General features: G+C 38.8%; 11 protein-coding genes and 1 pseudogene. 7 read left to right on the top strand and 5 right to left on the bottom strand.

Going from position 1 to position 13,921, the window contains the following annotated elements; translation table 11 throughout:
• Nucleotides 1-2: 2 nt before the first annotated feature.
• Complete coding sequence (gene msuE, locus O1449_RS14745; RefSeq protein WP_269229368.1) at nt 3-743, bottom strand: FMN reductase; 741 nt, start codon at nt 741-743, stop codon at nt 3-5.
• Nucleotides 744-1,094: 351 nt separating this feature from the next.
• On the opposite strand from msuE, the gene O1449_RS14740 reads away from it, so the two are divergent.
• The gene (locus tag O1449_RS14740) at nt 1,095-1,745 is read left to right on the top strand and encodes a response regulator transcription factor (RefSeq protein ID WP_004659931.1); all 651 of its coding nucleotides are present in this window, start codon (nt 1,095-1,097) and stop codon (nt 1,743-1,745) included.
• 116 nt (nt 1,746-1,861) lie between these two features.
• Here the strand turns inward: O1449_RS14740 and omp33-36 are convergent, their stop codons facing one another.
• The gene (omp33-36, locus tag O1449_RS14735; protein ID WP_269238686.1) at nt 1,862-2,731 is read right to left on the bottom strand and encodes a porin Omp33-36; all 870 of its coding nucleotides are present in this window, start codon (nt 2,729-2,731) and stop codon (nt 1,862-1,864) included.
• Nucleotides 2,732-3,794: 1,063 nt separating this feature from the next.
• On the opposite strand from omp33-36, the gene O1449_RS14730 reads away from it, so the two are divergent.
• Together O1449_RS14730 and O1449_RS14725 are read left to right on the top strand one after the other, a co-directional pair.
• Nucleotides 3,795-5,516: a GGDEF domain-containing protein gene (locus tag O1449_RS14730; RefSeq protein WP_269238685.1), complete on the top strand. Its 1,722-nt coding sequence runs from the start codon at nt 3,795-3,797 to the stop codon at nt 5,514-5,516.
• A gap of 338 nt (nt 5,517-5,854) precedes the next feature.
• Nucleotides 5,855-6,211 carry a hypothetical protein gene (locus tag O1449_RS14725; RefSeq protein ID WP_269238684.1) on the top strand — a complete coding sequence of 119 codons (357 nt, stop codon included), beginning with the start codon at nt 5,855-5,857 and terminating at the stop codon, nt 6,209-6,211.
• Here O1449_RS14725 and O1449_RS14720 read toward each other — a convergent pair.
• Nucleotides 6,179-7,337: pseudogene (locus tag O1449_RS14720) on the bottom strand (IS3 family transposase). The gene O1449_RS14725 and the pseudogene O1449_RS14720 sit on opposite strands and share 33 nt — an antisense overlap.
• Nucleotides 7,338-7,442: 105 nt before the next feature.
• Between O1449_RS14720 and O1449_RS14715 the strand changes: the two are divergent.
• The gene (locus O1449_RS14715; protein WP_331276176.1) at nt 7,443-7,802 is read left to right on the top strand and encodes a hypothetical protein; all 360 of its coding nucleotides are present in this window, start codon (nt 7,443-7,445) and stop codon (nt 7,800-7,802) included.
• On the opposite strand, the gene uvrA is transcribed toward O1449_RS14715, so the two are convergent.
• The gene (gene uvrA, locus O1449_RS14710; protein ID WP_269238683.1) at nt 7,782-10,613 is read right to left on the bottom strand and encodes an excinuclease ABC subunit UvrA; all 2,832 of its coding nucleotides are present in this window, start codon (nt 10,611-10,613) and stop codon (nt 7,782-7,784) included. The two genes, O1449_RS14715 and uvrA, sit on opposite strands and share 21 nt — an antisense overlap.
• Before the next feature lie 367 nt (nt 10,614-10,980).
• Between uvrA and O1449_RS14705 the strand changes: the two genes are divergently transcribed.
• The 3 genes from O1449_RS14705 to O1449_RS14695 all read left to right on the top strand — a co-directional run bounded on the left by O1449_RS14705 (nt 10,981) and on the right by O1449_RS14695 (nt 12,989).
• On the top strand, nt 10,981-11,583 hold the full coding sequence (locus O1449_RS14705; RefSeq protein ID WP_269229373.1) for a TetR/AcrR family transcriptional regulator: 603 nt from the start codon (nt 10,981-10,983) through the stop codon (nt 11,581-11,583).
• Between the two features lie 3 nt (nt 11,584-11,586).
• A complete protein-coding gene (locus O1449_RS14700; RefSeq protein ID WP_269238682.1) occupies nt 11,587-12,564 on the top strand; it encodes a zinc-binding dehydrogenase in 978 nt (325 codons plus the stop codon).
• A 71-nt stretch (nt 12,565-12,635) separates the two neighbouring features.
• Entirely contained in the window at nt 12,636-12,989 is a 354-nt protein-coding gene (locus O1449_RS14695) for a DUF1304 domain-containing protein (protein WP_269229375.1), read from the top strand.
• A 155-nt stretch (nt 12,990-13,144) separates the two neighbouring features.
• Here the strand turns inward: O1449_RS14695 and tenA are convergent, their stop codons facing one another.
• Complete coding sequence (gene tenA / locus O1449_RS14690; protein WP_269238681.1) at nt 13,145-13,819, bottom strand: thiaminase II; 675 nt, start codon at nt 13,817-13,819, stop codon at nt 13,145-13,147.
• Nucleotides 13,820-13,921: the final 102 nt, after the last annotated feature.

The raw sequence follows: 13,921 nt of genomic DNA, 5'->3' as shown, positions 1-13,921 counted from the left end.
GTTTATGCGACGTGGGTTAAATTCTTGGCTGACTTCGGGTGTAAGCGAGATTCAGCTGCATCTAAATCGGGCACAGCCGCCGATGGGAGCACTTCTGCCTGTTCAATCTGTTTGTTAATGCCGAGATTCTGATTCGCTTGTTCAGTTTTTGTTTTAATTGCCGCAGCACGCTGGCCTTTGGCAGGTGCCCATTCCAAAATCGGTAAAGCACGTGCCACAGCTAAGGTCACGCGATCAGACAATTGCTCACTTTTAACCGTATACTCAGGCGTAAAATCACGATCGGTGGCATAGACGCCAATAGGCAAGGTTTGTGCTTGGAAGAAGCTAAATAGTGGGCGTAATTGATGTTCTAGAACCAAAGCATGACGATCACTGCCACCTGAGGCTGCCAGTAAAACGGGTACATCAACCAGAGCTGTTTGCTCAACAAAGTCGAAGAAATGCTTAAATAAGCCTGTAAATGAAGCACGATAAACAGGTGTTCCAACAATTAATGCATCTGCCGCTTCAACCGCAGCCAAATCATCTTGTACCCGTTGTGGCAGCTGATTACGATAAATCGCACCACCCAGTAAAGGCCCAATTTCACTCAGCTTGACGAAATGTACTTTAATATTAATTGCTTCTGAAAGTTCATCAAGAATCGCCTGAACTAAGCTTTCTGTTTTTGATGGGCTGTTTAAACCACCAGATACTGCAACAATATTAAGAGGAGTAGAGAGAGTATTGTGATTGGACATAATAGCGGCCTAAAAGATCATTTCGAATTGCTATTTATTTATCTACACCGCATGCCAAGTTGTAAAATAAGGAAATGCTGCAAGCTTATCTGTTTTGTATATATACCTATAAAGGACTCAGTAGAAAAAATTAAATGAATTTAATACTCTGTTTCTATTGGTTATTTCTGTATAGTAGTTATTGATTAGTCTATGTTTTGTGAGTTATATCAATATTTGTATTGTTTTGCATTTATGATGAAATAAACAAGTTTTGATGTCTAACCAACAGTTCATTTAAAAAATAGGCTAAGATAGATTAAATTTGAATAAACACCGTACAGTGACGTACTCGCAGACAGCTCAGCGCTTATGAATATTTTAATTGTAGACGACCACCCTTTATTTAGACATGCTTTAATTCAAGCGGTTCGATATAGTCTTCCTCAAGCACAGATTCAGGAAACTGCGGATGTCGATGAATTCTATGAGCGCTTAGAGCATGGTGCAGAACCTGATCTCGTATTACTTGATCTGAATTTACCCGGCGCATCTGGTTTTTCTGCCTTGGTATACGTACGAGCACAATACCCAGCGATTCCAATCATTGTTGTATCAGCACATGAAGAAGTGTCGATTATTCAACGTGCAATTGCACATGGTGCAATGGGTTATATCCCGAAATCATCACATCCAAGTCATATCGGCGAGGCAATTAAACATGTCTTAGAGGGTGAAATTTGGCTACCACCGAATTTACCCATGCATCATGGTTTCGATCCAAGAGCTGCGGATGAAACGGCGTTGGCAGAACGCCTGCAATCGCTTACACCTCAACAGTTCCGTGTATTGATGATGGTGGCAGAAGGTCTGCTCAATAAACAAATTGCTTATGAGTTAGATGTATCAGAAGCCACGATCAAAGCGCATGTCACTGCTATTTTCCGTAAGCTAGGTGTACAAAATCGTACGCAGGCAGTTTTAGCAATTAGTGCATTAAATATTGAAGATAAAAAGATGTAATTAGCAAGTTGAATAAGCCATTTGTTTATTCAAATGTTTAAAGACAATAAAAAAACCAGTTCATATGAACTGGTTTTTTTATGCATAGATGCTCAATTAGAACATCTATGCCTGTATTAGAAGCGTACTTTAGCGTTTAAGCCAACAGTTTGCATATCTGCATCAGTACCTACAGCATTAGCATTTAAATAGCTTGCACCTACAGCAACAGCTGGGGTAATGAAGTAGTTTACATTAACGCCCCAAGCTGAATCAGGTGTATCTGCAAAACTTGATTTAGCGTATGAAACACCTGTGCTAAGTTTAGAGTTTAGGTACAAATCAGTTTTTAACTCGTATGCAGTGTCTTCACCGTAAACGATACCTGTTTCGAAACCAATCGACATAGGCGTGCCATCGATTGCACCAACGTATTTAGTACGTGCAGTAATTGCATCTTGCTTGTCAGCGATAGTTGCTGTTTCATTAAATGCTTTAGCAAAACCGCTGTTTAAGATTTTGAAAGTATCATAAGAGGTTTGTTCTACAACATTTGTATAACCTACCGCTACGAGGAAGTTTGGAGCGATTACAGAACCAAATTCAACAGCCCAACGTTGACCACGATCATCATTTTTGCCATATTTGCCGTCATTATCAGTAGCGCTATAGCTTAAGCTTGTATACGCAGGAGCGTAAGGTGTAGGTACATAGGCTTCAGCTTTAACACCTACATTTTGAGATTTAGTATCATCAAGATTAGCAAAGTTATATCCAAGAGCTATATTTGATGCTTGGTTAACAAAAGCTGCTTCTGCTAAAGGACCTTTAGATGCATCTACATTTTTGAAGTAGTAAGTTGCTTGTCCACCAACAGTGTAATGATTAAAATCTCTGCCTTCATTATTAGAGTCTATAGCTTCAGACTGACCTTGGATTTCGAATTGGTAAGCTTGAGCACCGGTCATGGCTAATAATAAAGCAGTGGCTAAACCGAGTTTTTTCATAATAATTTCCAGCTTTTACAGTAAGGAGTAAAGTTGGATTTCATTCTATTGTAACAAAATATGAAGTCAATGTAATAAATTAGCCGTTCCGACAGGTGATCAGTCAACAAATAAGTTTTGGTTAAAAAATGCACAAATGTTTTTTAAAATGTCAAACTTTCATAAAATGAATATCAAACAAATAGATAAATCTGTTTTTCTGATTCAACAGCCACAATTTAGGGTGTTCGAATCACTGGTTTTTGATTGTTTAATCCAATCAATTTAATCGTTTTTTACTGTCAATGGTGTCGCAAAACTGTAATAATTCACCTACAAAAATGTGATTAAAGTCTCTTTTGTGTTGTGGTATGAGATATTATTGTAGTAATATTCTCTGAGAATAAATAACGAGATTAATATGTACTCAGGGATTATTATTTGATTTGAAAAAACGATTAAAATATTAAAAACAATCTATTTAATTTACTTTACATTTTGAGATGCAATTCACATAATATCAAACAAGAGCTATTTAATTTGCATTTAAGTATCTCGTAACATTTTCTCAATATATTGTGTTTTACTAGCTCGACTTTCCCCAAGGTTGAGCTTTTTTTTGCCCCTTTCTTTATCCATTTTTTTTAAATATGACCTTTCAATAACATAGAAATTTGTGACAAAGATTTATTCTATTTACAACCATAAGGTGATTTAAATTCTAAACATTTAAAAATATTTTTTTAATCAATCATTAAAATTTATTATTTTATTTTTTGATTAAAATTCAAATCTATTTAGCTTAAAAAGAAGATCTTAATTATTTTTAAAATTATGAAACAAATTTTTCTCTTATATTTTTATCAAATAAGTAATAATTGAATTAAATGGATTTTAATATTAACTTTATTAAAACAATAGATTAGATTAAAAATCACAGCTTAATTGAAAAGTATTTTAAATTTATACTTTATTTAAATGAAAAAGTACCTTGAATTATGACAGTTAGATTTAAAATTCAGGTAAAATTAGCGTTATTTAAAAATCAATCAGGATGGCTTTTTGAGAATAGCAGGATATGTTCATGGAGCGTAGTCAAAAACATACGCAATTACGTTCAGGACATACAAGCCTTCGTCTATTTTTCTGTATGGTCATCATTATTTTCTCTTTTTTATATATTTCCATTCCTCTCATTGTTCATAGTTATCAAGAATACGTCAAAACAAAACAAGTTCTCATCGAAATTACGAGTCTACGGGCTTTGGTGCAAACGGCAAATCAAATTTCTAAAGAAAGAGCACCATCTAATCAGGCAATGTCGAGTCAACCGAATGAGTTATTTATAAATAAAGAAAAGTTGCAACGTCATCGACAGGCTGTAGATACTCAGATTAATCAAACCATTTCAGTATTAAAGCAGAATGGTTTTCAATCTATTGCAGGACATTTGCAGACTGATCTCAAAGTGAAATTAGCGCAGGCACGTCGTGTTGTTGATGTTTATATTGAAACACCGTATTCACAAAGAAGTTCTCAACAACTGGATCATGCAATTTTAGCGCTTTTCTCTGTGTGGGATGAGAATAGGCTTTGTTTAAAGTTATTAATGACGCAATTAGAAAGTAAAGATAGCGACATGTCGAATTATTTTACTTCTATTCTCATCCTAACAGATATGCGAGATCAGGCTGGGCGTATTGCATCTAACATTATGGCTCCAATCACTTTTGCTGAACCGATTTCTGGTGCAAATAGAGCACGTTCTTTACAGACTCAGCATCAGGCAGAATATCTTTGGTCGTTGGTTGATACGATTCAACCTGAACAGACCAAAACACTAAAATATAAACTTTTGCATGAACGCGTAAAAACGGAGTTCTTAGAGCAAGGGTTACCTTTAATTTCTAAATTACTTGATCAAAGTGAAAATGCTGAACCGTATTTTTTAACAGGGACGCAACTGACCGAGCTGATGGTTGATAAATTTACCACGGTGATGGATTTACAGAACTATATTTTAGATTATAGCTATGAAATCGTTAAGCAGCAGAATCAAGAAGCTCAGCAACAGTTTATTTTTAACTTTGGTATTTCGATTGTTTCATTGCTTACAGCAATTTTCACTATGAGCTATGCCAAGAGACGTGTATTTCAGCCTTTAATTAGAGCAAGAAATATGATTCTGAGCTTATCAAATAGTCCAACTGAACCTTTTACTGGTAAGCAGTCTCGGCAGGAATTCTTTTCTTTATTTGAAGCGATAGAAAGATTAAAAAGTATTTTGAAACAACGTGACATGATGGAGTCACAGCTTAAGAAAGTTGCGAACTCAGATATATTAACGGGTGTCGCAAATCGTTTGGCTTTGGAAGAATATATCAATGTTTTAGAGTCAAAGCCTGAGGGTCTATCAGAAACCTGTGTCATTGTGATTGATATTGATAATTTTAAATTTGTGAATGATCAATATGGGCATATTGCGGGTGATCAGGTGATTACCATGATTGCAGACCAACTCAAGCATAATGTGCGAGCTTCCGATTTAATCGTTCGTTATGGTGGTGATGAGTTTTTAGTCGTGATCGAAAGTATTGAAATGAAAGCAGCAAAAGCGATTGCTGAAAGTATTCGTTCAGGCATATTAAAACAGAATATTATTATTTCTAGTGTCGGTGAGTTGATTCAGGTTTCGGTCAGTATTGGTGTGGCGATTGGGGCGGAGAGCTGGTTAGAGCTGCTAGAAAAAGCAGATCAGTCAATGTTAAGGGCTAAAGCTAAAGGGAAGAATATTGTAGAGAGTTAGAAATAGGATGTTTAATCGACAAGCCCCTATTTTGTCTATGTTTAGATATATTTTTTAGGAAAGAAATAAGTTCCCTTAAAGCCTGATTCACATATTCTTCTTTAATTATATAAATCGTAGTGATTTGTGCCTTTGACGATGAGTAGGTTTTTCTTTAGATGCTGTTTTATTAAATAATTCATACTCCTTGCGATAAGAGCCAAAATACTTTCTGTTCACTTGTTACCCTCTGGAGGGCTAGATTGGTAAGTATTTTGCTCATTAAGATGAGAATCTAGTCATCAAATTTAAATTTGCGATTGTTAGCCTACGAAACATATTAAAATAGAGTCTTGTCTGTGTTGCCAAAAGACCAAAATAAGTTATTTGAGCTTATCTATTCACTAGATCATTATAAAGAATGGCAAAAGATCGCTAGGGCATCTAAACAATGTGAAGCAAGCGATGTTGCTCAAGAAGCTTTTCTATTTGTGATAGAGAAATGGGTAGGGGAATTTGATTTATCAAGTCTAGAGCATTGGAATGAACTAGAACATAAAATGTGGAATCACTTTGTTCATGGGGCTGATCGGATATTTAAATATGCTTCAAGTTTTGATCAAAGTTCTAGAAATGATCCAGATGAAGCAATTAATCCAATCCTTCTAGGAATATCATTGATCCTAGACAGTATCGTGGACAACCGATCCCTCTAAATTCTTGAAATATTTCTGTTCAAAGGCTTCTGGACTTAACCAGCCATTTGCAGAATGCCTTCTGATTCGATTGTAGTAAACTTCAATATACTCAAACAAGATAGCATTTGCCTCTTTTCTCGTAGAAAATACACTGCCATGTACTACATGCCCCTTCAGGGTATGGAAGAAGCTTTCGGTCACTGCATTGTCCCAACAGTTTCCTCGTCTAGACATGCTTTGAATACAGTTATTCGTCAATAATAGCGCCCTAAAATCACGACTACAGTACTGACTACCTTGATCCGAATGCACCATGACACCCGTTGGATAACCCTGACGCGCCATTGCATAATTAAATGCATCACACACCAATTGGCGGTCTATTCGATGGCTGGTTTGCCAACCCACAATACGACGGCTGAATAGATCTAGCATCACACATAAATACAGCCAGCCTTCTTTAGTTCGGATATAGGTAATATCCGTTGTCCAAACTTTATTAGGCTGAGTAACTGTAAATTGGCGATCCAACAAATTTGATGCTGTAGACAAACGATGGTTTGAATCAGTCGTATGCTTGTATTTACGTGCAATCCTACTACGTAAACCAAGCTTTTTTAGCATCCTTCCAACGGTACGTTCGCTCATGCGATAACCTAAATCACGCATGTCATGTACCAATGACGGTGCACCCAAGCGCGCATGATGCTGCCAATATACAACTTTTAAATCATTGTATTTCTGCGCTGTATTGGTCTGGCGTTTTCGCCAGGCATAATAGCCTGAAGTGCTGACATCTAGGCATTTACAGACAGAAGACACAGTGACTTCATTTATATCCATATCTTGAATTACCGTGTACTTTTCTGGCATGATCTGTCAGAAAGTACACATGCGCTTTTTTTAAGATGTCATTGGCTTCCTTGAGCTGTTTGACTTCTTTTTCTAATTCCAAGATCCGCTGTTGTTCAGGAGAAAGTTGACGTTTGCTTGAACCTACTGGATTGGCTTCACGAATCCATTTATCTAAGGTTGAATAACCCACACCTAATTTATGGGCGATTGCAGCTATAGGCTCGTGGGAGTTTGAAAGTGCATGATCAATTGCTTGCTGTTTAAATTCCGGACTAAAACGTTTAGCCATTTCTTGGATCTCCAAAGATTGAAGTTACGTTATCTTTAGAGGGACATGCTGTCCATTATTTTGGCTAGGATCACATCGCCAGTATCCACTGAGCCATTGCAACGGATGCTTGATCAAGTCGATCGACAATTACAACAAAGGAAACAAGCACAGCAAATTAAAGAAAATAGTTTTTCCATGATTCTAGCTTATGTCCAATTATTTGAAAGCTTAAAACCCATATTGTTGAAGTATACTTATTTGAATATTGCCGCATATTTAAAAATGTCTTACTCGTGGCTGAGGAGGTGTTTAAAACGTGCAGAAAAGCTTCAAAAAATTCAACCTTCTTTATTTGATAGGCTTGAGTTACCAAGAGTTGAAGATTTAGGAAGCTGGCGTAAATTTAAGTTGGATAAAATAAAACCGCTTAAATTCACGCCAGTATTAGAAAATCAGCTTGATTTATTTCAACATCGGCTTTAAGAAAAGCCCTGTATGTGAAATCTCAACTTCAGCGACTTGTTCAGGTGTACCTTCGGCAATGATTTGACCACCACCAGAACCACCTTCAGGACCAAGGTCAATTACCCAATCGGCAGTTTTGATCACATCCAAATTATGCTCAATCACCACAATGGTATTCCCTTTATTGCGTAGCTCATACAAAATATCGAGTAATTTGGCGATATCATGGAAATGTAAACCTGTGGTTGGCTCATCCAAGATATACAAGGTTTTACCTGTATCTCGTTTTGCTAACTCACGCGCTAATTTCACCCGTTGTGCCTCACCACCTGATAGAGTCGTTGCGGCTTGACCTAAACGAATATAACCCAGACCCACTTGCATTAAGGTATCTAAACGGCGGTGAATCACAGGAATGGCACTAAAGAATTCAGCCGCATCTTCAACAGTCATTTCTAACACGTCTGAAATGTTCTTGCCTTTATAACCTACTTCTAAAGTTTCACGGTTATAACGTTTGCCATGACAAGCATCACAAGGCACATACATATCAGGCAGGAAGTGCATTGCCACCTTGATCATACCGTCGCCTTCACAAGCTTCACAGCGTCCGCCCTTCACGTTAAACGAGAAACGACCTGCACTATAACCACGTGCTTTGGCTTCAGGCGTTTGCGCAAACAATTCCCGAATTGGGGTAAATAAGCCTGTATACGTAGCAGGATTTGAACGTGGGGTACGACCAATCGGACTTTGGTCAATATCAACCACTTTATCGAGGTGCTGTAAACCATCAATCGAATCAAACTTTTCTGCGGTCAGCGTTGTTGCACCATTGAGTTGAGTCGCAGCCAAAGGCAATAAGGTACGGTTAATCAGCGTTGATTTTCCTGAACCTGAAACCCCAGTCACACAGGTCATAATGCCGAGAGGAATGGTGAGATCGACATTTTGTAAGTTGTGTCCGCTTGCGCCAGACAATTTAATGACTTCATCTGGACGAGGTGATTGAGTACGTTGTTTCGGTACTTCAATCTTCAATTTGCCTGAGAGGTATTGACCTGTAAGGGAATCAGCATGGCTTGCCAGCTCATCATAAGTGCCTTCAGCAATAATTGCACCACCGTGAATACCTGCACCAGGACCAATATCAATAATATGATCCGCAGCACGAATCGCATCTTCATCATGCTCAACCACAAGTACGGTATTTCCGAGATCGCGTAAGCGAATCAATGTTTGTAATAAGCGATCATTATCACGTTGATGCAAACCAATCGAGGGTTCATCCAGTACATACATCACGCCCATCAAACCTGCACCGATTTGCGAAGCGAGACGAATACGCTGAGCTTCACCGCCTGACAAAGTTTCTGCCGAACGAGCGAGACTGAGATAATTTAAACCGACACTGACCAAGAAATGTAAACGCTCACGAATCTCTTTAAAGATTTTATCGGCAATTTCACCTTTGGCACCTTCAAGATTGAGGTCCTGATAGTAGTTTTCAGCATCACCAATCGACATCTTGGTAATTTGTGCGATGGTCTTGTCTTTCACCCGAACATGGCGTGAAATTTCATTCAGACGTGAACCGTCACAGGCATCACAGGCTGCATTAGACAAATATTGTGCGAGATCATCACGCACATAATTCGATTCTGTTTCGCGGTAGCGACGTTCTAAATGCGGCAAGATTCCTTCAAAGGCTTGTACACGACTGTGTTTACGACCACGTTCATCAATATAACTGAGGTCGATTTTCTCTTTGCCCGTGCCTTGTAAAAATTTCTTTTGGGTGTCTTTATCGAGTGTATTCCAAGGCTGATCGAGATCAATATTGAAATGATCTGCTACTTTTTGCAGCATGGTGTAGTAATACGGGCGTTGTCTGTCCCAACCACGAATCGCCCCTTGGCTGATCGAAACTTCTGGATTTGGAATCAGTTTTTCTGCGCTGAAATGACTACGAGTTCCCAAACCATCACAGACAGGGCAAGCACCAAATGGATTATTAAATGAGAACAGACGTGGTTCAAGTTCAGCTACGGCACGGTCACATTCAGGACATGAATGCTTTGCCGAGAACACACGTTCAGGATGTTCGCCATTCATCCATGATAACACAGCAATATCACTACCTAGGCGTAAGGCAGTTTCAAAAGATTCTGCTATACGATTGCCGAGGTCATCACGGACTTTAAAGCGATCGACCACCACTTCAATGGTGTGTTTTTTCTTTTTGTCTAATTCAGGTGGCGTATCAATATCAATGATTTCACCATCGACACGAGCACGGACAAAACCTTGTCCTTGGAGTTGTTCAAATAGTTGTGTGTATTCACCCTTACGCTCGCGCACCACAGGTGCAAGTAGCATCAGGGCAGTACCTTCTTCCAGTCCTTTTACCGCATCAACCATTTCTGAAATGGTTTGTGCCACCATCGGTAGATCATGTTCAGGACAGTAGGGTGTTCCTACACGTGCGTAAAGTAAACGCAAATAGTCATAGATTTCAGTAATAGTACCGACAGTTGAGCGCGGATTATGGCTGGTTGATTTTTGCTCAATCGCAATCGCAGGCGATAAACCTTCAATCGAATCAACTTCAGGTTTTTCCATTTGCGAAAGGAATTGGCGTGCATAAGCTGAAAGTGATTCGACATAGCGACGCTGACCTTCAGCATATAAAGTGTCAAATGCAAGTGATGATTTTCCTGAACCTGAAAGCCCTGTGATCACCACAAATTTGTCACGTGGAATATCGAGTGACACATTCTTTAAATTATGGGTACGTGCGCCTCGAATACGGATATGACTTTGGCTCATGAAAACATCTCAGTAATATGCAAATAGAAGATCAAAATACATTGAACAGCAATCTCATAGATCATTCATTATTTAAGTTGAATGTATTGAAAGAAAGCTCAGTACTAATCAATTTAAAATAATTTCTGAGCAGCATTTTGCTGTTGAATGGGTGTTATATGATAGCGCCTTAAAATTGTTCAAGTGGTATAAAAATATTTAAAACGACAAATTGTGACGGTCAGACCACTTTTTCAAACATGATCAGTCTCAAACCGAGTTGTATTTTTATCATTCCTTTTCTCATTTTACTACTGTAAAGCTGTAGGTAAATAAAAATACATAACTTAACTAGACGACTGGTCTATTATTGATTTATAGTGTGCTTATGAAACGATCAATCAAGAGTGAAGCAACTCGACAACACATTTTGGATACCAGTTTTGAATTGGTATTGCGTAAAGGTTTTGTGGGCGTTGGCTTACAGGAAATTTTAAAAGCTTGTGACGTGCCAAAAGGTTCGTTCTACCACTATTTTGCGTCTAAAGAGGCATTCGGTTGTGCCTTATTAGAACAGTATATGGCTGACTATAAAGTACGAGTTGAGCAGCTTTGGCAGCACACTGAACAAAGTGCCTATGCACGTTTAATGGCTTTGTGGCAGGCATGGATTGATGACCCGATTTATGGCAGTTGGGCAGAGAATTGCTTAATTGTGAAACTCGCGGCAGAGGTTTCTGATTTATCAGAAGACATGCGTCAGATTCTCAACTTAGGTGTGCATCGACTGACGCAAAGCGTGGCTTTATTGCTCAAAGAAGGGCAACAGCAAGGTTCGATTCCAACCCATTTAGACCCTTTAAAAACAGCTCAAGTGATGTATCAGCTTTGGTTAGGTGCAGCTTTGATGACCAAATTGGCACAAGACAAAGCACCATTGCATCTCGCTTTAGAAACCACCAAACAGCTGTTACAACCAATACAGGAATAAATCATGCAAAGTATTATCCATCAACAATTTGGCGAACCTGTAGATGTTTTAGAATTCGGTGATATGCCGAAACCTGAGCCTAAAGCGGGTGAAGTCCGCATTAAAACGATTATGTCTCCTATGCATAATCACGATGTGTGGACGGTGCGTGGTAGTTATGGCTATAAGCCAACTTTACCTGCAATTGGTGGTAGTGAAGCGGTAGGTATCGTCGATGCTATAGGTGAAGGTGTTGATCAAAGCAAATTAGGACAACGTATTGCTGTTGCTGGTGTACATGGCAGTTGGGCAGAATATTTTATTGCGCCTGCACAAAGTATTATTCCTTTAAATGATGCGATTGACGATGCAACAGCAGCGCAATTGATCGGGATGCCGATTAGTGCCTTGATGTTACTCGACTTTGTGAATGTTCAAACAGGTCAATGGCTAATTCAAAACACAGCCAATGGTGCGGTGGGTAAAACTGTAGCGATGATTGCTCAGGCGCGTGGTTTGCAAGTGATTAATCTCGTGCGTCGGACCGATGCAATTGCCGAAATGCAGGCTTTAGGCATTCAACATATAGTTGCCACGGATCAAGCGGATTGGAAGCAACAAGTCAAAGCGATTCATGCTGATCAACCATTGATTGCAGGCGTGGACTCAATTGGTGGAACGGCCAGTGGTGAAATGCTGAATCTACTGAGTGAAAATAGTGTATTGGTTTCATTTGGCAGTATGACGGGCGAAACCATGCAGATTTCATCGGGTGATTTGATTTTCAAACAGGCCACGGTGAAAGGGTTTTGGGCAAGTGTCGTGAATAAAGAAATGCCAGCAGAGCGTAAAAAGGCATTATTTGTTGAGTTATTAACGCTTGCGACACAAAAGAAACTAGTTTTACCTGTGGAAGGTGTTTTTAGTTTTGATGAGATTAAAACGGCTGCACTCAAAGCAACTCAGGGTGCACGGCAGGGAAAAGTGTTGTTAAAGCCTTAATTTGGAAAACAGATGACCAGTCGTGAGGCTGGTCTACTTAAATTGAGTCATAAAATAAAAAGGAAAATTATATGATTGGACAACTGCTCATCGGCTTGATTGCTGTCTTACATGTTTATATTTTAGTACTGGAAATGTTTTTATGGGATAAACCAGCAGGATTAAAAGCATTTGCGAATACCCCTGAAAAAGCTCAGCTCACCAAAGTTTTGGCGCAGAACCAAGGTCTTTATAATGGTTTTCTTGCAGCAGGCTTATTTTGGTCGTTAATTGCCCCTGAAACCTATGCAATCGCATTGGCGAATTTCTTTTTAGGTTGTGTGTTAGTGGCTGGTATTTATGGTGGTTTGACGGCGAGCAAAAAAATTATTTATATCCAATCTGTACCTGCATTGCTTGCTTTAATCGCGGTTCACTTTTTTTAAGCAATAAAGGTATTCACTTCAGCTAGTTTATGTTTTAATGCAACCAGTTTGAGATGAGCCTCATACAGTATATCGGACAATACGATATACGACTAAGCCCCCATGAGGGGCTTTTTTATGTCTATGAAAAATGTAAATAAAGATTAGATAAGCGATTAAGCTTGGTCTAAACCTAACCATTGACGTTGCTGATAAGCGCTATCCCAAAATAACCATTCCAGTTTTGCACCCATAGTGTATGCAGCATGCATTTTAGCCAAAGTGTCTTGATCACAACGTGCTGCCACTTTATCTACAGTTGCAATCACATTGCGCACTGCCGTATTAAATTCTTCACCTGCATAGGTATCAATCCATGCTTGGTATGGATTATTCGGGACAGATTGGTTCACGATGTCTTTACCAACCTCAGCATAAATCCAAAAACAAGGCAGCAATGCTGCCAAAATCACAGGATAACTTTCTGACCAAGCCGTTGCGGTTAGGAAAGAGGTGTAATGATGGCAAGCTAGCGTCAAAGGTGTATTTTCAAACTCCTCCTTGCTGACGTCAAACTCCTGCATAAAATCACTATGCAGGCTACGTTCTACAATAATCGCAATTTTTGCTGCTTCGGAAAATTGAATTACATCATCTGCTTCATAGGCTTTTGCCGCAGCTACAGCAAGTGCACGACCATAAGCCAGTAAATAGTGTGCATCTTGAATCACATAATGACAAAAAGCTTTACGATCTAAAGTCCCGTTAGCCAGTTCTTGATTAAATGGCAGTGCTAATATTTTTTGATATAAATCTTGATTACGTTGCCAAACATCTTGGGAAAAAGTCATGTATTTGAACCTATGAACAGCTTATAAATTGAAGAATGATAAAACTATAGCAGAGTCTTTATCTCGATCGCTTTTTCTCAAAATAAGTCTAACAATCTTTTT

This window comes from Acinetobacter sp. TR3 (genome assembly GCF_027105055.1).
In the GTDB taxonomy this organism is placed as follows: Bacteria; Pseudomonadota; Gammaproteobacteria; order Pseudomonadales; family Moraxellaceae; genus Acinetobacter.
The sequence above is the reverse complement of the archived record's forward strand: the minus strand, read 5'-3'. Positions and strand labels throughout refer to the sequence as shown.

Excerpts from the sequence above, each read along its gene's own strand:
- O1449_RS14715 (WP_331276176.1), top strand. The coding sequence starts at position 7,443 with ATGCTTGATCAAGTCGATCGACAATTACAACAAAGGAAACAAGCACAG.
- msuE (WP_269229368.1), bottom strand. The coding sequence starts at position 743 with ATGTCCAATCACAATACTCTCTCTACTCCTCTTAATATTGTTGCAGTA.
- O1449_RS14730 (WP_269238685.1), top strand. The coding sequence starts at position 3,795 with ATGGAGCGTAGTCAAAAACATACGCAATTACGTTCAGGACATACAAGC.
- O1449_RS14705 (WP_269229373.1), top strand. The coding sequence starts at position 10,981 with ATGAAACGATCAATCAAGAGTGAAGCAACTCGACAACACATTTTGGAT.
- tenA (WP_269238681.1), bottom strand. The coding sequence starts at position 13,819 with ATGACTTTTTCCCAAGATGTTTGGCAACGTAATCAAGATTTATATCAA.
- O1449_RS14695 (WP_269229375.1), top strand. The coding sequence starts at position 12,636 with ATGATTGGACAACTGCTCATCGGCTTGATTGCTGTCTTACATGTTTAT.
- uvrA (WP_269238683.1), bottom strand. The coding sequence starts at position 10,613 with ATGAGCCAAAGTCATATCCGTATTCGAGGCGCACGTACCCATAATTTA.
- O1449_RS14700 (WP_269238682.1), top strand. The coding sequence starts at position 11,587 with ATGCAAAGTATTATCCATCAACAATTTGGCGAACCTGTAGATGTTTTA.
- omp33-36 (WP_269238686.1), bottom strand. The coding sequence starts at position 2,731 with ATGAAAAAACTCGGTTTAGCCACTGCTTTATTATTAGCCATGACCGGT.
- O1449_RS14740 (WP_004659931.1), top strand. The coding sequence starts at position 1,095 with ATGAATATTTTAATTGTAGACGACCACCCTTTATTTAGACATGCTTTA.